General features: G+C 69.1%; 17 protein-coding genes. 9 read left to right on the top strand and 8 right to left on the bottom strand.

Going from position 1 to position 20,028, the window contains the following annotated elements; genetic code table 11:
• Window positions 1-480: 480 nt before the first annotated feature.
• The 4 genes from AB0M36_RS02845 to AB0M36_RS02830 all read right to left on the bottom strand — a co-directional run bounded on the left by AB0M36_RS02845 (window position 481) and on the right by AB0M36_RS02830 (window position 4,144).
• Window positions 481-1,341 (bottom strand): glycosyltransferase family 2 protein, encoded by an 861-nt coding sequence (locus AB0M36_RS02845; RefSeq protein WP_364151336.1) that lies wholly within the window; start codon window positions 1,339-1,341, stop codon window positions 481-483.
• 145 nt (window positions 1,342-1,486) lie between these two features.
• Entirely contained in the window at window positions 1,487-2,254 is a 768-nt protein-coding gene (locus AB0M36_RS02840; RefSeq protein WP_364151333.1) for a hypothetical protein, read from the bottom strand.
• 32 nt (window positions 2,255-2,286) lie between these two features.
• On the bottom strand, window positions 2,287-3,471 hold the full coding sequence (locus AB0M36_RS02835) for a M20/M25/M40 family metallo-hydrolase (RefSeq protein WP_364151331.1): 1,185 nt from the start codon (window positions 3,469-3,471) through the stop codon (window positions 2,287-2,289).
• Between the two features lies 1 nt (window position 3,472).
• Window positions 3,473-4,144: a hypothetical protein gene (locus AB0M36_RS02830; RefSeq protein WP_364151328.1), complete on the bottom strand. Its 672-nt coding sequence runs from the start codon at window positions 4,142-4,144 to the stop codon at window positions 3,473-3,475.
• Window positions 4,145-4,811: 667 nt separating this feature from the next.
• On the opposite strand from AB0M36_RS02830, the gene AB0M36_RS02825 reads away from it, so the two are divergent.
• The 5 genes from AB0M36_RS02825 to AB0M36_RS02805 all read left to right on the top strand — a co-directional run bounded on the left by AB0M36_RS02825 (window position 4,812) and on the right by AB0M36_RS02805 (window position 10,393).
• Window positions 4,812-5,750 carry a TauD/TfdA family dioxygenase gene (locus AB0M36_RS02825; protein ID WP_364151325.1) on the top strand — a complete coding sequence of 313 codons (939 nt, stop codon included), beginning with the start codon at window positions 4,812-4,814 and terminating at the stop codon, window positions 5,748-5,750.
• A 72-nt stretch (window positions 5,751-5,822) separates the two neighbouring features.
• On the top strand, window positions 5,823-6,659 hold the full coding sequence (proC, locus tag AB0M36_RS02820; protein ID WP_364151322.1) for a pyrroline-5-carboxylate reductase: 837 nt from the start codon (window positions 5,823-5,825) through the stop codon (window positions 6,657-6,659).
• The gene (locus AB0M36_RS02815) at window positions 6,652-7,590 is read left to right on the top strand and encodes a class I SAM-dependent methyltransferase (protein ID WP_364151319.1); all 939 of its coding nucleotides are present in this window, start codon (window positions 6,652-6,654) and stop codon (window positions 7,588-7,590) included. The genes proC and AB0M36_RS02815 overlap by 8 nt, the downstream gene beginning before the upstream one ends.
• 2 nt (window positions 7,591-7,592) lie before the next feature.
• Entirely contained in the window at window positions 7,593-8,786 is a 1,194-nt protein-coding gene (gene solA / locus AB0M36_RS02810) for an N-methyl-L-tryptophan oxidase (protein ID WP_364151316.1), read from the top strand.
• A 59-nt stretch (window positions 8,787-8,845) separates the two neighbouring features.
• Complete coding sequence (locus AB0M36_RS02805; RefSeq protein ID WP_364151313.1) at window positions 8,846-10,393, top strand: DHA2 family efflux MFS transporter permease subunit; 1,548 nt, start codon at window positions 8,846-8,848, stop codon at window positions 10,391-10,393.
• A 20-nt stretch (window positions 10,394-10,413) separates the two neighbouring features.
• Here AB0M36_RS02805 and AB0M36_RS02800 read toward each other — a convergent pair whose 3' ends face one another.
• On the bottom strand, window positions 10,414-11,211 hold the full coding sequence (locus AB0M36_RS02800; RefSeq protein ID WP_364151310.1) for a PIG-L deacetylase family protein: 798 nt from the start codon (window positions 11,209-11,211) through the stop codon (window positions 10,414-10,416).
• A 341-nt stretch (window positions 11,212-11,552) separates the two neighbouring features.
• On the opposite strand from AB0M36_RS02800, the gene AB0M36_RS02795 reads away from it, so the two are divergent.
• From AB0M36_RS02795 to AB0M36_RS02780, 4 genes are read left to right on the top strand one after another with little or no spacing between them, the layout of a single operon-like run.
• The gene (locus tag AB0M36_RS02795) at window positions 11,553-12,887 is read left to right on the top strand and encodes a hypothetical protein (protein ID WP_364151307.1); all 1,335 of its coding nucleotides are present in this window, start codon (window positions 11,553-11,555) and stop codon (window positions 12,885-12,887) included.
• A gap of 1 nt (window position 12,888) precedes the next feature.
• Complete coding sequence (locus AB0M36_RS02790) at window positions 12,889-14,124, top strand: SDR family oxidoreductase (RefSeq protein ID WP_364151305.1); 1,236 nt, start codon at window positions 12,889-12,891, stop codon at window positions 14,122-14,124.
• A gap of 27 nt (window positions 14,125-14,151) precedes the next feature.
• Complete coding sequence (locus AB0M36_RS02785) at window positions 14,152-15,750, top strand: thiamine pyrophosphate-dependent enzyme (RefSeq protein WP_364151302.1); 1,599 nt, start codon at window positions 14,152-14,154, stop codon at window positions 15,748-15,750.
• A gap of 48 nt (window positions 15,751-15,798) precedes the next feature.
• Window positions 15,799-16,974, top strand: a complete 1,176-nt coding sequence (locus AB0M36_RS02780; protein ID WP_364151299.1) for a pyridoxal phosphate-dependent aminotransferase — start codon at window positions 15,799-15,801, stop codon at window positions 16,972-16,974.
• A gap of 46 nt (window positions 16,975-17,020) precedes the next feature.
• Here the strand turns inward: AB0M36_RS02780 and AB0M36_RS02775 are convergent, their stop codons facing one another.
• The 3 genes from AB0M36_RS02775 to AB0M36_RS02765 are packed head-to-tail and all read right to left on the bottom strand — an operon-like array spanning window position 17,021 to window position 19,982.
• Window positions 17,021-18,160, bottom strand: coding sequence for a S8 family serine peptidase (locus AB0M36_RS02775; protein WP_364151297.1), 1,140 nt, complete (start codon window positions 18,158-18,160; stop codon window positions 17,021-17,023).
• Entirely contained in the window at window positions 18,154-19,569 is a 1,416-nt protein-coding gene (locus AB0M36_RS02770; protein ID WP_364151294.1) for a hypothetical protein, read from the bottom strand. Before AB0M36_RS02770 ends, AB0M36_RS02775 begins: the two co-directional genes overlap by 7 nt.
• Entirely contained in the window at window positions 19,566-19,982 is a 417-nt protein-coding gene (locus AB0M36_RS02765) for a hypothetical protein (protein ID WP_364151292.1), read from the bottom strand. Before AB0M36_RS02765 ends, AB0M36_RS02770 begins: the two co-directional genes overlap by 4 nt.
• Between the last annotated feature and the right edge of the window lie 46 nt (window positions 19,983-20,028).

Genomic DNA, 20,028 nt, shown 5'->3' with positions numbered 1-20,028 from the left:
AGCCCGGTCGGATCAGCCCGGATCGGCCCGGCCCGGATGGGATCGAATCGGCGAATCGGCGAATCGGCCCCTCGCCCGGCTGCCTGGGCTCGCCGAGGAAAGTAGCTGAGGTGGAAGCCCAAGCGAGGGACGCAGGCCGAGCGACTCGACGCGGAGCGGGCTCAGCCCAAGCGGCTCAAGACGAAGCGAGCGCAGCCCAAGCAACGCGAAGGCGGGGCGGGCAAAGGCCGAGCATCTCAAGACGAAGCGAGCTCAGGCCGAGCAACTCAAGGGCGAGGGAGCACAAGCCGAGCAACTCAAGGCCGAGTGGGCAGAAGCCGAGCAACTCAAGGCCGAGTGGGCAGAAGCCGAGCAACTCAAGGCCGAGCGAGCACAAGCCGAGACGGCGAGCGCAGATCAAGCGACTAGACGAGGAGCGGGCTCAAGCCGAGCACCTCAAGGCCGAGCACCTCAAGGCCGAGCACCTCAAGGCCGAGCGGCTCAGGCGGCGTAGGCGAGGGGGCGGAGCGCGGCGCGCGGGGCGGCCGGAGCGGCGACCTGGACGGCGGCGGTGCGGTAGTGGCTGCTGCGGTGGCGGCGGTAGATGACGAAGGTGTCGCGGATGGTGCGGACGATGCTCTTGGTGGTGACCGTGGAGCCGGCGACGCGCTCCTCGAGGCGGACCGGGGCGGCCTTCAGGTCGTTGATGCCGGCGGCGCCGGCGGCGACGAAGAGCTCCAGGTCGAAGGCGAAGCGGCGCTCCTGCATGCGGGGGAGGATCGTGGCGAGGACGTCGCGGCGGACGATCTTGCAGCCGGTCTGGGTGTCCTGGACGTCGAGGCGGAACATTCCGGCGACCATCGTCGAGTAGGACAGCGAGACCAGCTTGCGGAAGCCGGTGGCGGCGCTCGCCGAGGCGGCGTGACGCTTGTCGGCGTAGACGAGGGCGTGGCCGCCGGTCCGCGCCACGAAGAGGTACTCGACCAGGTGCTGGGGGTCGATGTCGCCGTCGGCGTCGACGAAGCCGATCCAGGCGCCGCGGGCGGCGGAGAAGCCCTGGTGCAGGGCGGCGCCCTTGCCCTGGTTGACGGCGTTGTCGATGACCCGCACGCCGGGCAGGCCGCCGAGGGTCTGGGCCGAGCCGTCGGTCGAGCCGTCGGAGACCGCGATGACCTCGTAGCCGATGCCGGCCTCGCTGAGGCAGGCGACCAGCCGCTCGATCGTGCTGCGCAGCGCCGCGCCCGGGTTGTAGAACGGAACCACGACCGACAGCTCGACACCGGCGGCGGCGCGGCCCCAGAGGGCGGTCGCGTCGAACAGCGGGGCCTGGGCGGCGGGGGCGAGTTCCAGCGTTGCGGTCATGCCCTGGAGATCGGAGCGCTACCTCAAGCCAACCTCTAGCCGATCTCAAAGCCAGGGCAAGGAAATCCTCAACGGCGGCCGCGCACCCGTCGGGGCGGAAATCCAAGCTCAGGATTCTCGGAGCGCCTCATGGGCCCCAAGGGTTTCAGACCACGGCCGCGGAGCATGTTGTCTCGACCGCCGCGCCGAAGAGCGCGAGTTCGTCCGGGGCGAGGCTGGCGAAGTACGGCACGATGATCGACGCGGTCAGCCTCTCGGCCTCCAGGCGCTGCTCCCGCACCTCCTCCGGATCCCGGAAGGGCCCCCGGTATCCCATGCGCTCGGCGTACGCCGGGCCGGTGCGCGGTGGCGGATGGGGCGCGGCCAGGATGGCGTCGAGGGGAGTAAGGCCGCACGCCAGGACCGCGGCTATGTGGGCGGCACCCCGCAGCTCGCGGATGAGATGAATGGTGAGCGCGGCCCGGCCCTGGAGGGATTCGGGTACGGGGAGTTGCCGCCAGCCCGCGAAGAGCGCGCCGAGCGCGCCGGGCGCCGCGTCGACGATCCGCCGCCCCAGGGTGTCGATGGCGCCGAGGGCGTCGAGGTCGGTGTACGCGAAGGACCGGTCGCCCCAGGCCGTGATGCGGTCCCGGTAGTGAAGCGCCACGTCGTAGTGCGTCAACCCTGAAGGTACGGCGTGCCAGGCCCGCTGCACCGCGTCGAAGGGCTCGAACGCGATGGCCGCCGCGGCGACTTCCGCCGGACAGCTGCCGAGGACTCCGGCGCGGCCGACGACCCAGAACTGGCTCCCGGAGGCGAAGCCGAGCTCGACGCCGTACGCATCGGTCGATTTCGCGAGCAGATAGCCGCGGGTGAACTGCTGGACCGGTGCGAACACGCGGTCGATCGTCTCTGCCGCGGTGGCGGTCGCCATCGTTTCCCTCCGTGGTTGGGGTGAGGTGGTGCTCACGCCGGGGCGAGCCAGGACTCGAGGACGCCGGCGAGGCGGACGAGGTCGGCGACGGCGACCCGCTCGGTGGCCTGGTGGGCGTGCTCGATCGAGCCCGGGCCGAAGATCACCAGTTCGCGGGCCAGGCCCGAATACCGCAGGGCGTTCGTCCCGAACGGCGCGACGGTGGGCTCCGTGCCGCAGGCGTCCGCCAGGAACCGGACAAGGTCGGTGTCGGGGCGTTGGTAGAAGGCCGGCGACCCGGCCTTGCCATCCGGCGTCGGCGGCAGGAGCGAGGTGATCTCGCACGGAACCGGACAGGCGGCGCGTGCTGTCGCCGATAGCCGCGCCAGGATCTCGTCGGGGTCCTCGCCCGGGACGATGCGCCGCCCCACCGAGATCGAGCACCGGTCGGGGATGACGTTGCCGCCGGTGCCGCCCGAGATCTGGGTGACCGAGACGGTGCCGGTGCCCAGCTCCGTGGCCGCCGGGAGGGTCTTCAGCCGGTCGTGTTCGGCGACGAAGGCGGCGATCACCGGTGCCATCGCCTCGATGGCGTTGACGCCCAGGTCGGGTCGCGCCGAGTGGGCGGCGGTGCCGCGCGCGGTCACCTCGATCAGGATCAGACCCTTCAGCCCGTGGACCGGGCGGAACTCGGTCGGTTCGGCCACGAGCAGCTGGTCGATCCGGAGCCCCTGCTCCTGTGCCCACGGCCGGAACCGCGTCGCGCCGAGCAAACCTCCGGCTTCCTCACCTACCGAACCGACGAGAAGCAGAGTGGGGTCGGGTCGCAGCCCGTCGCGGTGCCAGGCGTCGAGCAGCGAGAGCATCACGCCCATGGTCGCCTTGCTGTCCAGGGCGCCACGGCCCCACACGCTGCCGTGCGCGACTCGCCCATCGAACGGTGGGTCGGTCATGTGCTCGACGGTGACGGTGTCGGTGTGGACGTCCACCACGACGAGCCGGTCGGACCGCCCGCGGAAGCGGCCGTACACGTTGGGCCGGCCGGGAGCCACCTCGTCGACAACGACGTCGTCCGCACCGTACCCATCGAATCGTTCGGCGAGCCGGAGGGCGAGCGTGCCCTCACCGACCGGGCCCTGCTTCTCGGCCCGCGGCCCGGCGTGGAGCGGGTTGACGCTGGGGACGCGGACCAGCTCGGCGACCGATCGCGCGAGCGTCCGCTCGTCGATGCCGGGCAAGCTAGGCCCCGGTGCCCTCGCGGGAGTCGCCCAGTTCGTAGAGCCGGGCAGCGAGGTCGAACTGGGCCTGGGTGTCGATGTCGATGGTCAGATTCGAGGCCTGGTGCCACATCGGTCGCGCGCCGACGAGTCCGAGGGTCGTCGCGACGTGCCTGGTCATGATCGAGCAGGTGAAGCCGAGCTGGTAGAAGGTCGGTAGCTCCTGCGAGGGACGGTGCCAGGAGCCGAAGCCGAAGCCGATCGGATAGAAGTTCGGGTCGAGCAGATACTCCTTCATCGGATATACGACCGTGATGGAATCCGAGGTGGAGGGATCGCGGGACTGCCAAGCCCGCACGACCGCCTCGTGCTCGTCGAAGAACGGATCCGTGGCGTGGCACCACATCACGTCGTCGTCGCCCGGCAGCTGCTTGCAGACCTCGTTGACCACGGACTGGAACGGGTACGAGTTCTCGGCGAGGTGTGCGGGCCTGGGCAGGAACGAGACCTCGTACTTGTCGGCCAGCAGACGCGTCGACTCGTCCTCCGAGGAGATGTAGACGTCCCCCGGCTCGCCGAGGCGCGACAGCTTCCCGACCAGGATGTCCAGCAACGACTTGCCGTGCGCGAAGGGACGGTAGTTCTTGTCGGGCACCCTGCTCGACGAGCGTTTGGCAGGAATGACGTACTTCATGATCCAGTCCTCTCCCGCGAGGGAACCGGGCCGCGGGCCGTGTCCAGCCTCGTTCGCCCTGTCCGATGGTGCATGGATGGTGCCGTTTCCTGGATTCGCCCGAGTCTGCCGGCATCCATCGTGGATGACATTGGCGTGCGTCCATCGAAGCGGAGGTCACTGTACCCCGGATGAAACAACGCTGAAAGACATTGCCCGTCGGTGTCGCGCGGGTGTCGGCAACGTGTCGCAGCCGAACGACCCGGCGGTCGATCCGGCGCCCACGGGCACAAGCGGCACTTTTCCGCTATCGGCGCCGAATGGGGCAATAAGCACTTGTTAACTGCGACCCCGCCGCCTTCACGGCCCGAAAAGGGACGGGCGGTCAATGCATCCTCGTCAGTTAATGGACTGTCTCTTGTGATCTTGACTTGACGTGTGACACGGTCCTGGTTCATGACCGGGGGCATGATCCGTCGCGAGTGGAAGATCAGATGCTGATCATCCAGCTCAGCACCAAATCTCGAAGTTGACCGCGCGGCCGGCCCACGCCCTGCGGAAGCCGAGCGCGACAGACTCGCGGGATCCCGGCGCCCGACGATGCGAACCGGAGAACCCGCCAGCCACTGGAGAAGCCTGACTCCATCCGCACCTCAGACGTGAATACCACCGCGCTAGGAGGAGACACGTGGCTATAAAGCTTGCACCACTGCACCCGCTCTTCGTCGCACAAGTTACCGGCGTCGATCTGACTTCGCCCATTCCCGATGACGTCTTCGCCAAAATCGAAGCGGCCTTCCACCGTTACGCGATCCTGGTGTTTCCCGGTCAGCCGCTGACCGATGACCAGCAGATCGACTTCACCAAGCGCTTCGGGCCGCTGGAGACCGCGCCGAACTATGCCGGGGCGGCGCTGCGCTTGCGCAATGAGTTCACCGACATTTCCAACCTCGATCACGAGGGTCGGATTCTGGACCCCAAGGACCGCCTGAATCAATACAACCTGGGCAACCAGCTGTGGCACACCGACAGCTCGTTCAAGGCGAGGCGCGCGAAGTGCTCGCTCCTGTCCGCCCGCGAGATTCCGCCGGTGGGTGGCGAGACCCAGTACGCGGACATGCGCTCGGCCTACGACGCTCTGCCGGAGGAACGCAAGAGCCAGCTCCACGGGCTCGTCGCCGAGCACAGCATCGCCTACTCGCGCAGCCTGACCGGGTTCGACGGGTTCAACAGCGACATCGCCACCACCCTGCCACCGGTGCCCCAACGACTCGTCGACTACTACCCGGAGTCCGGGCGGACGAGCCTCTATCTCGCCTCGCACGCCTCGCACATCGTCGGCTGGCCGGTCGAGGAGGGGCGGGCGCTCCTCGAGGAACTCACCGCCTTCGCGACCCAGGAGCAGTTCGTCTACACCCAGAACTGGAAGGTCGGCGACCTGGTCCTGTGGGACAACCGCTGCACCATGCACCGCGGCCGGCCGTACGACCCCACGCAGCGCCGGGTTCTGCACCGCACGACGGTCTCCGATATCGCCACCTCCTTCCTGGAGCCGGAATCGAAGGTGGGGGACACCGCCGACTCGCGCCAGGGGGCCTCGGGGATCGGCCCACGTGCCGTCGATTGACCGGCGGCCTCCCGGCGACCCGGCTCGACGTTCGTCGCGGCACCAGGACACTTCTACGAACGGGGATCGACAATGACGAACGCCGCGCGTCTGATCATCGTCGGCTGCGGCCATATGGGGCTGGCGATCGTCAGGGGGCTTCTCGGCGCGACGCCGCGCCCCGAGATCGTCGTCGTTGAGACCAGTGCGGATCGACGTGCGGTGCTGTCGACGTACGAGGGGTTCGCGATGACCTCCGAGCTGGAGATCGCCGATGACGACTTCGTCGTCCTCGCCGTGCCGCCGCAGGTCTTCGGCGCCTTCGCCGACGCCGAGCGCCACAAGTTCACGCCGCGGACGCCGGTGCTGTCGGTGATGGCGGGCCTCACGGCCCACGCCATCGCCACCGCGCTCGGCACCTCACAGGTCGTGCGGGCGATTCCCAACACACCGTCCGAGGTGTTCGAGGGCATGTCGGTCTACTTCGCGGAGCCGGCGGTGGAGCAGCGCACGATCTCTCAGGCGGACGAGTTGCTGAGGTCGATCGGCAAGGCGTTCCGGGTCGGCGCCGAGGAACTGGTCGACGACGCCACGGCGATCTGCGGCGGTGGACCGGCGTTCGTCAGCTACATCGTCGACGCTTTCTGCCAGTTCGCCACCTCCTGCGGCTTCACCGAGGCGGCCGGTCGCGAGATGGCGGTGCAGGTGTTCGGCGGCACCGCGACCCTGATCGCGGAGAGCGGCAAGCCGCCGATGCAGCTGTGCCGCGAGGTGATGACGCCGAACGGCACCACCGAACGCGGGATCGCCGCCTTCGACGCGGCCGGGTTGAAGAAGTCCGTCCTGACGGCGCTCGCCGCGTCCGCGCACCGGTCCCGGGAGCTCGCCTCCATGGGTGCGGGCGCACGCCCCGGTGAGACCGATGGCTGAGGGGTTGGAAGGCGGCGATGCCGCCACGGCCTCCGAACCCGTGTGCGAGACCTACGAGGCATGCTTCGACCGCGGACATCGTTTTCGTCTGTACGACCGGCAGGGGACGTTCCGCCTCAGCCAAGCGGGTCTCGCACTCGGGGACTACCTGGTCCGCAATCTGCGCGAGAGCGAGATCACCGGCCGCATCCTCGACGTCGGCACCGGCAGTGGTGCGATCGCGCTGCTGCTTCGCGATCTGGGAGCCACCTCGATCGCGGCCACCGACATCTCCGCGTCGGCGGTGGCGACCGCCCGGCAGAACGAGCTCGAGAACTTCGGTGATCCGGCCATCGACTTCTGGCACAGCGACCTGTTTCCCGGCGGCGGGACCGATCAGCGCGAACTCTTCGATCTCATCGTCTTCAACCCGCCGGGCTGGCGCACCCCTTCCGACCTGCTCAAGGCGGAACTGGAAGACAAGCATCACTCGCTCGACCTCGAGGCGATGTTCTACGGCGACAGCGTCCTGCTGCGGTTCCTGCGGCTCCTGCCGGACCATCTCGCCCCCAACGGGCGCGCCATCATCGGTCTGAACTCACTGATCGGCATCGCCGACATCTTCGGGCGTTCGCGGTCGACGGATCGAGCGGGAGACGACGCCAGCATCCACTCTCGACTGTTGGAGCGCATCGAGCTCCCCCTGTTGTTCTACACCGAGGAGTGGTCGCAGGTGCGGAGTTCCCTGCTCGCCCAGTTCGAGCAGGGACGCCACGACTATGCGGCCACCTACGTGACCAAGGGCGACACCATTCACTGGTTCTACGAAATCACCGAGGTCACCGTGACAGAGCCGGCAACGCCATTGCGTCTCCTCCCCTTCGTGGAGATGGGTACGACGCCCGCGCGGGCCTTCCAGCATTCGGTCGGCCCCGAGCCACTCGTCGGGTAGCCATGGAAACCACCATCGCGGCCGCCCGTGCCACCTACGATGTCGTGGTCGTCGGGCTGGGCATCATGGGAGCGTCGACGCTCGACCAGCTCGCCCGACGGGGACTGAAGGTCCTCGGTATCGAGGCCCGGGGACCACTCAACGACCTGGGCTCGTCCCACGGCGAGACGCGCATCTTCCGCCGCGCCTACTGGGAAGGCGACCACTACGTCCCGCTGCTGAACCGGTCCTACGCGGGCTGGATGGAGCTCGACGACGCGGTCCATGACAGCATCGCCGTGAAGACCGGTGGCCTCTTCGTCGGGCCACCCGAGTCGAAGCTGGTGCACGGCTCGCGGGGAACGGCGTTGCGATGCGGAATCCCCCACGAATACCTGGACGCCGGCGAGATCTCCCGTCGATTCCCCGCTTTCCACGTCCAGGATGACGCCGTGGCGGTCTACGAGCCGGATGCGCTGATGCTCTTCGCCGAGCGCGCCCGCCTCAGTTACCTCTCGCGGGCGACCCGCGCCGGCGCGGACCTCGTCCATGGCCGGGCCGTCCGCTCGCTGCGACCTTCCACCGGCGGCTCCCTGACGGTCGTCGGCGACGGGTGGCAGGTGAGTTGCGGCGCGGTCGTGCTGGCGGTGGGCGGCTGGATCGGCGGGTTCCTGCCCGAGATCGACGCGCTGGTCACCCCGATGCGCATCCCGGTCTACGAGTTCGACCTGGCCGAGCCGTGCGAGCGCGACCATCTGCCCGGGCGGTTCCCCGTCTTTCTCTTCGAGGACGCCGCCGGGGCGCTGGTCTACGGTCTGCCCCAGTGGCAGGCCGTCGGCGGAGGCCTGAAGATCGGGTTTCACAACCGCCAGCTGTCGCCGGTGGACCCCGGCGGCGACAGAAGCCCGCCGACCGACGCGGAACGACTCGAGTTGTGGCGGGCGGTCGAGACGTTACTGCCCGGGGTACGCAGCACTGGACGCGGAAGGTCCTGCGTCTACACGATGTCGAGGGACGAGAGCTTCTTCATCGGACAGTCCCGGGAGGTGCCCGGCGTCACCTATGTGAGCGCCTGTTCGGGGCACGGCTTCAAGTTCGCTCCCGGCATCGGCGAGGTGCTCGCGCACCTCGCGATCGACGGTCGTTCGCCGGTCGACGTCTCGGCGTTCGGCCTCGAGCGGGCGGTGTCCACGGGCGCGGGGATCACCGGCCGGTAACGGGGCTTCGGCGTGCGACGGCTCGCCCGCCGGACATGACAGCCACCTGAGGGGCGCACATGGATCACGAACGGAAAGGCGGGCGGGGGGCCGGATCGGTCACCGCGCCGAGCACCATGCCCGGGCTGCCCGACGACTACCGACCCTGGCCCGCTCTCTGGGCACTGGTAGCGGGCATTTTCATGATCCTGGTGGATACCACCATCGTCGCGGTGGCCTCCGACGCCCTGTGGGTGGATCTGAAGACCGATCTCAACTCGGTCATCTGGGTCACCAGCGGCTACCTCCTGGCGTACGTGGTGCCGCTGTTGTTGTCCGGCAAGCTCGGCGACATGTTCGGGCCGAAGCGCCTGTACCTGCTCGGCCTGGTGGTCTTCACCGCCGCGTCGGCCTGGTGCGGCTTCTCGCGTACCCCGGAGATGTTGATCGCGGCCCGGGTGGTGCAGGGGCTCGGTGCGGCGCTGATGGCGCCGCAGACGATGAGCGTGATCACCCGCACCTTCCCGGAGCACAAGCGGGGTTCCGCCATGGCCCTGTGGGGCGCGGCGGCGGGGGTGGCGATCCTGGTGGGGCCGCTCGCCGGCGGCCTCCTTGTCGACGCGTTCGGCTGGCCCTGGGTGTTCTTCATCAACGTTCCGCTGGGCGTGCTGGCCTTCGTCGCCGCGGTGATGCTGGTCCCCCGCCTGCCCACCCACCGCCATCGGATCGACTACCCGGGGATCCTGCTGAGCGGAGTCGGCCTGTTCCTGTTGGTCTTCGGATTGCAGGAGGGTCAGCAGTACGACTGGGGCCACATCCGCGACCTCGGGCCGCTGCCCGTTTCGGTGTGGGGACTGATCATCGCGGGCATCCTGACGCTCGTGGCGTTCGTGTGGTGGCAATCGCGGGCGCCGGAGCCGCTGATGCGGCTCTCCCTCTTCCGGGACCTCAACTTCACCCTGTCCAATCTGGCGGTCGCCTGCATGGGCTTCGCGTTCACCGGCATGGCCATCCCCCTGATGCTGTTCGCGCAGAAGTCGATGGGACTGAGCCCCACGGAGTCGGCCGCGCTGCTGATCCCGTTGGCGGTCCTCGCCGGAGCGCTGGCGGCACCGGCGGGCAAGCTCGCCGACCGGGTGCACCCCCGTTACGTGACCGGTCTCGGCTTCGTCGCCAGCGCCGCCGCCCTCGTCTGGTTCGGTCTCGAGGCGGACGGCACCACTCGGGTGATCGACGTCCTGGCGCCGGTCGCCCTGATCGGCGTCGGCAACGCCTTCATCTGGGGTCCGCTGACCGCGACCGCCAACCGCAACCTGCCGCTGCACCTCGCCGGCGCCGGATCCGGCGTCTACAACACCACCCGGCAGGTGGGCGCCGTGCTGGGCAGCGCCGCGGTCGGGGTGCTCATGCAGCACCAGATCGAGAGCAAGTTCGAGCCGTTCGCCGCCGCGATGCCGGCGGGGGCGGGACAGGACGTCGCCCAATCCACCGGGCCACTTCCGGAACTGCTTCGCGGACCGTTCGCCGAGGCGATGGGTACCAGCGTCTTCTTACCGGCTGCCGTACTGATGGTGGCCTTCGTGGTGGTGCAGTTCTTCGCCATGCCGCGCCACCTGGCCCGCCCGTGATCGACGGGGGTGGCCTCACGTCACCGCGCGGCGACCGAGACCTGGTCGCCGCTGCGCGACTCGGGAGGAGGGGGGCCCGCCGCGGCGGCCGCGTCCGTGATGATGCGCTTGTATGCCTCGGCATAGTCGCAACCGAGGGCCTTTCCGTTGCCGCGCATGCGATCGACGACCCATTGGACGTCCGCGCGCGGATCGGAGGAACCCAGGAACTGACTGCGGTGCGTGAGAATCGCCGCCACCTTGCGCTCCACGGTGCGATCGACGTCGACCAGCAGGTCGGTGTGCTCGTGACCCGGCACCCAGACCTCGGCCACCCGGTGCGCGGCGAGGCCCTCGGCGAGGAGCTCGGGAAAGGCCCGGGGATTACGCGCGTCCGGATAGACGGCACTCAACGCGGAGTGGCCCACCGCCAGGTGATCCGGATGGGAGGCGCCGATCGGGAATTGCAGCGACCGGAGAGGTTGATGGGTGAGCACGAGGTCGGGACGGTGCCGGCGGATCTGGCGGGTCAGCGCGAGCCGCAGCTCGGGCGTATCGGCGAGCAACCCGTCGGGGAAACCGAGGAACACCACGTCGGTGACGCCGAGCACCCGCGCGGCTTCCCGTTGCTCCGCGTAGCGGCGCGCGGCCAGGTCCTCCGCCGGTTCCGTCGGGTCCTCTCCGCCCTGGGAACCGTCGGTCACGACCACATAGGTCACCCGCGCGCCCTCGTCCACCAGCCGGGCGACGGTGGCACCGAAACTGAACTCGGCGTCATCGGGATGGGCGGCGATCACCAACACTTCGTGGAAGCGGCGAGGAAGAGGCGCGGGCACCATTGCCGCAACATACACGCCGCGAGTGCCGCGGACGAGCCCCCTTTTCGTTTGCGTCCGGGACACGGCTGTTATCACTCTTGCCCCCCTTGTTCAGAAAGTCCTCAGACATCCGCGTCGGTTAATGGACTTTCCCTTGTGATCTTGAATACAGATGTGACACGGTCCTATTTCAGAACCGGGGGCATGATCTGTCGCGAGTGGATGTTCCGATGCCGACCATCCAGCTCAGAGGCCGGATTCGCGCGGGCGGCGCAATGTTCACCTGTCACCACTCACAGAGAGTCCTGAACGTGGTAAACGCTGTTTGGGCTGATTTCATAACGCGCTGGAACGACGGAAAGGTGACTCCGGAAGAGCTCACCGATTGGCAGACATCGGCCCTTGCGACGGTGCTCGGCCACGTCTACGACAAGTCACCCTTCTACCGCCGGCGCCTGGCGGGTGTGAACCTCGATATCAAGGACCTCGCGGACCTGGCGGACATTCCCTTCACCACGAAGGACGATCTCCGTGAAGCCATGCACGACATGCTCAGCGGCACCGTGGCGGACGCCCAGTTCTACTTCGAGACGACCGGAACCACCGGCCGTCCCACCCCGTGTCCCCGGGCCGCGATCGACTTCGACCTCAACGTGCTGCCGCTGACCCACGCACTCGACCGAATCGTGCGAAAGCACTTCACCGGCACCGGGGAGCGCCCCATCCTGGCCGTGGTCGCGCCCAACGACGTCCACGCGGCCTGTCTGAGCCTGTCGTTCGCCGCGAAGCAACTGGGCATCGCGAAGCTCGACCTGTTCCCGATCACGCCGACCCTCGGGTTCGCCCGCTTCTTCGAGGTCCTCGTCGAGCTGCGGGTCAACATGATCCTCTGCTCGCCGGGCCTGCTGATGGCCCTGGCCGAGATGAGCTCCACCTACGGCGTGGAGGTGCCCGACGATCTGTCGGTCAAGGTCCTGCTCACCACCGGGGAGATGTGCTCGGACGGCATGCGGGACCTGCTCGCCCAGACCTGGAACGCCGAGTCCTACAACTTCATGTACGGGTCCCAGGAGGCCGGCTGCCCGGCGGTGACCCGGCCCGACGGCACCGTGGCGGCGATCGAACCGACGTACCTGCTGGAGGTCCTCGATCTGGAAACCGAGGCGACGCTGGGGCTCGCGGGCTACGGCGAGCTCTGCCTCACCACGCTGGTGCCCGGCCTCAAGCCGCTCATCAGATATCGCACCGGCGACCTGGTCGAGATCACCGCGGATCCCGCCGGCGGGCGGACCGTCAGGGTGCTCGGACGGGTCAAGGACATGACCATGATCGGCGGCAGGAAGCGCAGCGCCGCCGAGATCGACAACGCCATCCTGGCCGATCCGGAACTGATCTACGGGTACGAGATCGAGGTGCACTCGGAGAACGGCGAGGACCGGCTGCACGTACGGGCCAAGGCCAAGGAGGGCGCCGACCACGCCGAGCTCAAGGCGCTGGTCTCCCAACGGCTGACAGCCACGTTCGGTGTGCCCGCGGAGGTCAAGATCCACCCGCTGCTCGACCTGAAGAGCGCCACCGGCGGCTGGGTGAGCTGGAAGACGGCCCGCATCAAGGACCAGCGGGTGCCCGAGGTGCCGGACGACATCGAGGCCCGTTCCGCCGCCGACCTGGCCCGAGCAGTCGAGCGGGCGATCTGACATGACCACTCACGTCCTCACCGGCGCCACCGGATTCGTCGGCAGCCACCTGCTCGCCGACCTGCTCTCGAACGACCCGACCAGCACCGTGTACGCACTGGCCCGCGGCGACTCCCAGCACCCGGCCGCCGAGCGCGTGCAGGCGGCGCTCGACGTCGCCGGGTACGACCCTTCCGACGGCCGCGGCCCCACCGTGCCTTCCGACAGCCGCGGCCCCACCGTGCCTTCCGACAGCCGCGGCCCCACCGTGCCTTCCGACAGCCGCGGCCCCACCGTGCCTTCCGACGGCCGCGGCCCGATCGTGGTGGAGTCGGAGCTCACCGAGCCGCTGTGCGGGGTCACGCCGGACTCCCTGCCGCCCGGCGACGGACCGCTCGTCTTCTGGCACCTCGCCGCCTCGCTGCAGTGGCGACGAGGTCAGCGGGAGCAGGTGTTCCGCACCAACGTCGACGGCACCCGGCACGCACTGGAACTAGCTAAGAGCCTCGGCGCGGACCTCTTCGTCTACATGTCCACCGCGTACACCTGCGGATCGGTGCAGGGCGACATCGCCGAGGAGCTGCATCGGCCCGCCTCCTTCAGCAATGTGTACGAGGAAAGCAAGTGCGCCGCGGAACACCTCGTGGCCGGCTTCGAGGGCCCGAGGACCCTGATCCTGCGCCCGTCGGTCATCGTGGGGTCGTCCCACGACTACCGACCCAGCGGTAGTTACACCGGCCTCTACGGGTATCTCAGCGAACTGCGCAGGTTCAAGGAGATGCTCGGGGACTCCGACGAGGCCGTCCGCTACCCGGCGGACCGCAGCACCCGCGTCTCCTTCATCCCGGTCGATCACGTCGTGGAGGACTCCCGCGCGATCGTGGCGGCCGAGCTGGCGGCGCCACGCCAGGACATCTATCACGTAAGCGGACGATCCGAGGCCGCCGTCGGCGAGGTCACCGACTACATGCTGAAACTGCTCGGGCTGCAGGACCGGCTCTTCATCATCGACGAGGACTTCGACGATCCCTCCACTTTCGAGCGCTTCTTCGCGAAGCGGATCGACTTCTTCTCCGACTACCTGCGCCGGGAGAAGCGGTTCATCCGCAACCACGGGCCGGAAAGGTCCGTGCCCCTGCACGAGTTGATGAAGTTCATCGACGCCGAGGACGAGGCGCTGAGTGCCGAGGCCCGGCCGGCCCGTCGCGCCGCACCGGAGCCGGACCAGCTGGCACGTCCCCACGGCGCAGCGGTGTGAGCGCGTACCGATCCTAGGGAGCCCGTCGTGAACGTCGCAGAGCACATCGTCGCGCGGCTCGTCGACGAGGGCGTCGACGTCGTCTTCACCGTGCCCGGCGAGCAACTGGATCCGATCTTCCAGGCGCTCGCCGGCACCGGGATCCGGGTGGTGCACGCCCGGCACGAGCAGGCCGCGGCCCTGATGGCCTACGGCTACGCCCGCACCAGTCAACGCGTCGGTGTCTACACCGTCATCTCCGGGCCGGGCGTGCTGAATTCCACCGTCGGGCTGGCCACGGCGTACGCGGGCGACTCCCGGGTGCTGTGCCTCACCGGCCAGATCGCCACGCCTCTCCTCGGCCGCAATCTCGGTGTGCCCCATGAGATTCCCGACCAGTTGGGTGTGCTGCAGTCGCTCACCGGATGGGCGGCCCGGATCGAGAAGCCGGGCGGGGTCACGAGCGTGCTCGATGAGGCCTTCCACCGCCTGCGGCACGGCCGTCCCCGGCCCCTGGCGATCGAGGTGCCGACCGACGTCCTGGGCGCGGAGGTCGCCTCGCCCGACTCGTGCGTGCCACCGTCGGCGCCCCGGCCCGTGGAGGCCCGCGCCATCGAGGCGGCTCGGGCGGCCCTGGCCGGCGCCCGCGCGCCGATCATCTTCGTCGGCAGCGGAGCGCGAGCCGCCACCGCGGAGATCACCGAGCTGGCCGAGCTGATCAAGGCGCCCGTCACGACCGAACTGGGCGGCCGCGGGATCGTGAGCGACGAGCACGAGCTGTCCGTCTCGCTCCCGGCCGCCCACCGGCTGTGGCCGCACGCCGACGTCGTCCTGGCCGTGGGGACCCGCCTCTACCGGCCGCAGGTCGAATGGGGCGTCGACGGCCTCCAGATCATCCGCGTCGACCTCGACGAGGAGGAGATCCACCGGGTGTCCTCGCCGGCAGTGCCGCTCGTGGGAGACGCGGCGGCGGTGGTCCGCTCGCTGCTGGACGGGCTGCGGCCGGTGGACGACCGAAAAGAGTGGTTGGCCAGGGTGGCCGACGCGCGGCGCGGCGTGGACGCCGAGCTCGCCGAGCTCACCCCTCAGGTCGACTTCCTCCGCGCGATGCGCGACGCCCTGCCGGACGACGGCTTCTTCGTCGACGAGATGACCCAGGTGGGTTACGTCGCCCGGCTGGCGTTTCCGGTGCGGCAGCCCTCCACCTATGTGCTCCCGACCTACTGCGGTGCGCTCGGTTTCGGCTTCGCCACGGCACTCGGCGTCAAGATCGCCCATCCCGGGCGCGCGGTCCTGTCCATCTCCGGCGACGGCGGGTTCCTCTACACGGCGGCGGAGCTGGCGACCGCGGTCCAACACGGGATCGGTGTCGTCGCCGTCGTCTTCAACGATTGCTCCTTCTCCAATGTCGAGCGATCGCAGCGGAAGTTCATGGCATCCACGATCGCCACCGACCTTCAGAACCCCGACTTCGTCCGCTTCGCCGAGGCGTTCGGCGCGGTCGGAGTCCGGGCGCACAACCCGGAGGAGCTGAGGACCGAGATCGAAAGAGCCTTCGACCGTACGCGGACGCCGACGGTGATCGAGGTTCCCGTCGGCGAGATGGCGAACCCGTGGCCGTGGATCCGGTTGCCCCGGATTCGGTGAACCCCCTCCTCCCCTCGCTCACGCTTCAGCCGCCAAGGAGACACCGTCATGACATCCGCCTCGACGAAGGTCCCACCCTTCCGCTCGGCGCTCGCACACATGCGGACCCAGGAGATCGTCCACATCGCGCACCTCTGCCGGGAGTATCCCGACGCCATCAGCCTCTGCTTCGGGGAATCGGACCTGCCCACGCCGCTGGTCGTCCGTGAAGCCGCCGAGCTCGCCATGGCACAGGGCAAGACGACGTACGCGGACCGACGGGGCGTCGCGCCGCTGCGCCAGGCGATCCAGGACTACCACCGCCACACGCACGGCCTCGAGATCCCCCTGGAACGGCTGTCGGCGACATCATCGGGGATGACCTCGATCATGATCTCCCTGCAGTGCCTGGTGGAGGCCGGCGACAACGTCGTGGTCGTGACACCGATCTGGCCGAACATCGTCATCGCCGTCGAGTCCATGGGAGCGACCGTCCGGTTCGTCCAGTTGGAGGCGGACGACGGCGTGTGGTCACTCGACCTGGGCCGCGTCGAGGCCGCGTGCGACGACCGTACCCGCGCGATCTTCGTGGCCACGCCGAGCAACCCCACCGGCTGGACCATGACGTCGGAGGAACAGCGGGACCTCCTCGACCTGGCCCGGCGACGCGGGACCTGGGTGATCGCCGACGAGGTCTACAACCGCATCGTGTACGACGGATCGGTCGCCACGCCCTCCTTCCTCGAGGTCGCCGCCGAGGACGACGCCCTGTTCGTGGTCCAGAGCTTCTCGAAGACCTGGTCCATGACCGGGTGGCGACTGGGCTGGCTGGTGCACCCGGCCGGCCTGGCCCATCAGGTCGGCAACCTCAGCGCGATCAACAGCACGGGCTCGGCCACGTTCGTGCAGCACGCCGGCGTGGCGGCGATCCGCCACGGCGAGCCGTTCGTGACCGAGATGCGGGAACGCTGCACGCTCGGACGCCAGCTCGTCGCCGACGCGTTCAAGGGCCACGACCGCATCATGGCCCCGGACGTACCGGCGTCGTTCTACTCGTTCTTCCGCATCGCCGGCGCGGACGAGAATCCCCTGGCCTACGCCGAGGACGTCGTCCGCCGGGCGGGGGTCGGCATCGCACCGGGCACCGCCTTCGGGCCCGGATTCGACGGCTACTTCCGGATCTGTTTCGCGCAGGACCCGAAACGTCTGGAGACGGCGCTCGAGCGCCTCATCTCCGCGGTCTGACCGTACGCCCGGGCCACGGCGCTGATGCACCCTGGCCCGGCGTCCGTCACGCCGCCGAGCGGCGCTTGCGAATCAGCACGACCAAGGCGACGAGCCCGCCGATGAGTAGCAGTGCCCCTCCACCCAGCGCGGCGAGCACGCCGGCCGAGATCCCGTCACCGGTCGACGAGCGATCGGAGGCCGCCCGCGGCGCAGCGGGTGCGGCAGCGGGCGTCGACTCCGCCTCGAGCGGCGCCGTCAACGCACCGACCACGTTGACAACGCCGTAGCCGTATGAGGAATCGCGGCCCTTCGGGCCCGTGTCGATCGCCGTCGACGTGAGCCGCTTCACCACCTGATCGGCGGTCAGCTGCGGATACTTCGCCCGCACCAACGCAGCGGCACCCGCGACCACCGCCGTCGCCTGGCTGGTGCCGGAGCCCGCTCTGTAGCGGCTGGGATCCTTGGCCGCGATGGCCGGCGACATGATGCCGATGCCTGGGGCGCTCAATTCCACCTTGTCGCCGGTAACCGATAAGTCGGCGTGGTCACCATTCCGGTCGACGGCCCCTACCCCGATGACGCTCGGGTGCGCGGCCGGATAGCGGACGGTCTTGTCTCTGGGCAGATTTCCCACACCGGCGACGAGGACGATGTCCGCCGCCCGCGCCGCCTCCAAGGCCTCGGCCTCGATGGGATCGAGTTCCGGCGACACGAAGGACATGCTGATCACTTTGGCGCCGTGGGCCGTCGCGAAGGCGAGCGCTTCCTCGAGCCCAACGCCATGTACTTCACGATTGATCGAGATCCGGATCGGCAGGATCTTCGACTCGGGTGCGATACCTAGCGCACCGGTGTTCCCCTTACCGCGCGCGGCGATGACGCCGGCCATCGCGGTGCCATGGCCGTCCGTGTCGGTCCAGCCGACCGGGCTGCCCTCCTTGAGAATCATCACGTTGGCGCCCGGCAGGACCGCTCCCCGGAGATCGGGATGCTCGGCGTCCACCCCGCTGTCGATCACCGCGACCGTCACACCAGCACCCTTGGTGATGGCGTGTGCCTGAGCGATCTTCAGATAGTCGAGGTGCCACTGGGCGTCACGGATCTTGTCCGCCAGCGCAGGTGGCGGCGCCACGACCAGCACCAAGACCGCCACCGCACCCGCGATGGCAGCCTTGGCCGATGCCGCGGCGAACCGCATCACCATCTGCCGATGACGCCAGGGCCCGCGTCGTGGTGGTGGGTGCGAAGGTCAGGCTCGATGACCGCCGGTCCGCCCTCGGCGACTTCCCAGGGATTGTCGGGATCCCAGGACAACGTTTCCTGCCCGGATTCCGAGTCTCCGCGTCGGCCGGTCGGCGCCGGCGTCACACCGGCTCCATGGCCCGGCGTCATGCCGGCACCCGGACCACGTCCCGTCGCACCGGTCGCCGCACGCGAACCCGTGCCCGGGCCACCGGACAAGCCCCGGGTTCCGGCAGCGGATCGCGGGCCCGCCTGATTGCCGCCGATGATGCCGTTGGCCGGCATGCCGGCCGTCCGACCCCCGGCAGCCCGACCACCCGCGGGGGAACCGCTGGCCCTGGCAGGGGAACCACCGACCCCAGCGACGGAACCACCGGCTCCGCCGGGCCGACCACCGACGCCACCGCCGATGACGCCGTTCACCGGGCGACCGGCCGTGGGCAGGGTCGCGAACGGCTTCACGCCGCCACGGGCGCCGCCACCGCCGACCACCGCGGGTCCGCCGCCGATGACCGGTCCAATGCCTCCCGGCAGCAGGCCGGTGGGGCCGCCACCGCCGCCTGCCGGCAGTGTGGAGGCGGTGGTCGGGATGACCGCGGATTGGGTGGGTGGGGGAGCCTGCGGAGAGATGACACCGCTCAGAGCAGGCCCACCGTTTCCCGTGCCGGCACCGTTCGAGCCGTCGGGAACCGAGGGCTCCCAGTCCTTGCCGTCCGGCATCACGGGATCCACGCCGGGAAGGGGCGCGGGCGGGTCGTGACGCACCGGCGGAAAGACGCCTCCGGCTCCTACGCCCGAGCCAGACGAGCCGCCGCCCGGGCGAGAGTCGTCCTCCCCGGCGCCGTCAATCAAGCGTCGGAATGCCGGTGGAGGGACGATGCTCACCGTGCGCTGGCGCACCACGTTCTCGGACTCCGCCATGATGCGGCGGGCCTTCTCGTTCAGCTTGTCCTCGGCACCGTCGACCTGCCGGATCATCGCGTCGTGCGACTTCTTGTCGTACTCCTCGTGCACCTCGCGGATCTTGGCTTTGGTCTCCTCGATGGTGGTCAGGATGTCATTGAGGGCGTGTTTGGTGCGGCCGGCGGCGACCACCGTCTGGTCCATGCTCGCCTTGAGCGTGTCGATCTCCCGGCCGAAGGCGGCGGACGCTGCCCCGGTCGACGGCCAGACGCGCTCGATCTCGGCCTGAAAGGCCGTCAGCCACGCGCCGTGGGCGTGGAGGGCCGTTTCGATGGCCGCCCAGGTATGAACCTGCTGCCATCGATTGTCGCCCTTCTTCTCGCCCTCGAGCCTGACCATCTCCCAGATCGACTCGACGTTGTAGGCCGACCAGTTCGTGCACCAGCCACCCGGGCTCTCGTCGGTCATACCGCCTCCCCGGGCGTCGTCGCTGTGCCGTTCTGCTGGCGTGCCCGCTCCGCCGCCAGGGCCGCGGCGATCTCACGCTGCACGTCAGAGACCTGGGCCTTGGCGAAGGCGTCCGAGTCGCCGTACTTGTTGGCGATCGCCAGCGCGGCATTCGCCAGCGCGACAGCCTGCGTCGCATATTCGTTCAAGGTGGCGATCGCACGTTGCGCGGTGAGGTCGTAGCGGTGCTTGGCGGCGTGGACGTAACCGCTGGCCGACGCGGCGCCGAACGGCGTCCCACCAGACAGCGCCCCGTTCGCCTGCTCGTGGACGTCACCGAGCGTTTTGCCCGACTCGACCTTCATCTGATTCGCCAGATCCCGCAGCCCATCGATAGAAACCTCGATGCCGCTACCTTCGGACGGTATGCCCACTTTGCCCCTCCCCCGCGATCAGGTGCTCGACCCGCAGCGTAGCCGG

Origin of the sequence: Actinoplanes sp. NPDC051346, from assembly GCF_040682215.1 — a bacterium.
Taxonomy (GTDB): domain Bacteria; phylum Actinomycetota; class Actinomycetes; order Mycobacteriales; family Micromonosporaceae; genus Actinoplanes.
This window is presented reverse-complemented; position numbering and strand designations above follow the sequence as displayed.

Bases quoted from the DNA above. Each gene is read 5' to 3' on its own strand.
- AB0M36_RS02780 (WP_364151299.1), top strand. From the start codon at position 15,799: ATGACATCCGCCTCGACGAAGGTCCCACCCTTCCGCTCGGCGCTCGCA.
- AB0M36_RS02830 (WP_364151328.1), bottom strand. From the start codon at position 4,144: ATGAAGTACGTCATTCCTGCCAAACGCTCGTCGAGCAGGGTGCCCGAC.
- AB0M36_RS02790 (WP_364151305.1), top strand. From the start codon at position 12,889: ATGACCACTCACGTCCTCACCGGCGCCACCGGATTCGTCGGCAGCCAC.
- AB0M36_RS02800 (WP_364151310.1), bottom strand. From the start codon at position 11,211: ATGGTGCCCGCGCCTCTTCCTCGCCGCTTCCACGAAGTGTTGGTGATC.
- solA (WP_364151316.1), top strand. From the start codon at position 7,593: ATGGAAACCACCATCGCGGCCGCCCGTGCCACCTACGATGTCGTGGTC.
- AB0M36_RS02805 (WP_364151313.1), top strand. From the start codon at position 8,846: ATGGATCACGAACGGAAAGGCGGGCGGGGGGCCGGATCGGTCACCGCG.
- proC (WP_364151322.1), top strand. From the start codon at position 5,823: ATGACGAACGCCGCGCGTCTGATCATCGTCGGCTGCGGCCATATGGGG.
- AB0M36_RS02815 (WP_364151319.1), top strand. From the start codon at position 6,652: ATGGCTGAGGGGTTGGAAGGCGGCGATGCCGCCACGGCCTCCGAACCC.
- AB0M36_RS02845 (WP_364151336.1), bottom strand. From the start codon at position 1,341: ATGACCGCAACGCTGGAACTCGCCCCCGCCGCCCAGGCCCCGCTGTTC.
- AB0M36_RS02770 (WP_364151294.1), bottom strand. From the start codon at position 19,569: ATGACCGACGAGAGCCCGGGTGGCTGGTGCACGAACTGGTCGGCCTAC.
- AB0M36_RS02775 (WP_364151297.1), bottom strand. From the start codon at position 18,160: ATGGTGATGCGGTTCGCCGCGGCATCGGCCAAGGCTGCCATCGCGGGT.
- AB0M36_RS02840 (WP_364151333.1), bottom strand. From the start codon at position 2,254: ATGGCGACCGCCACCGCGGCAGAGACGATCGACCGCGTGTTCGCACCG.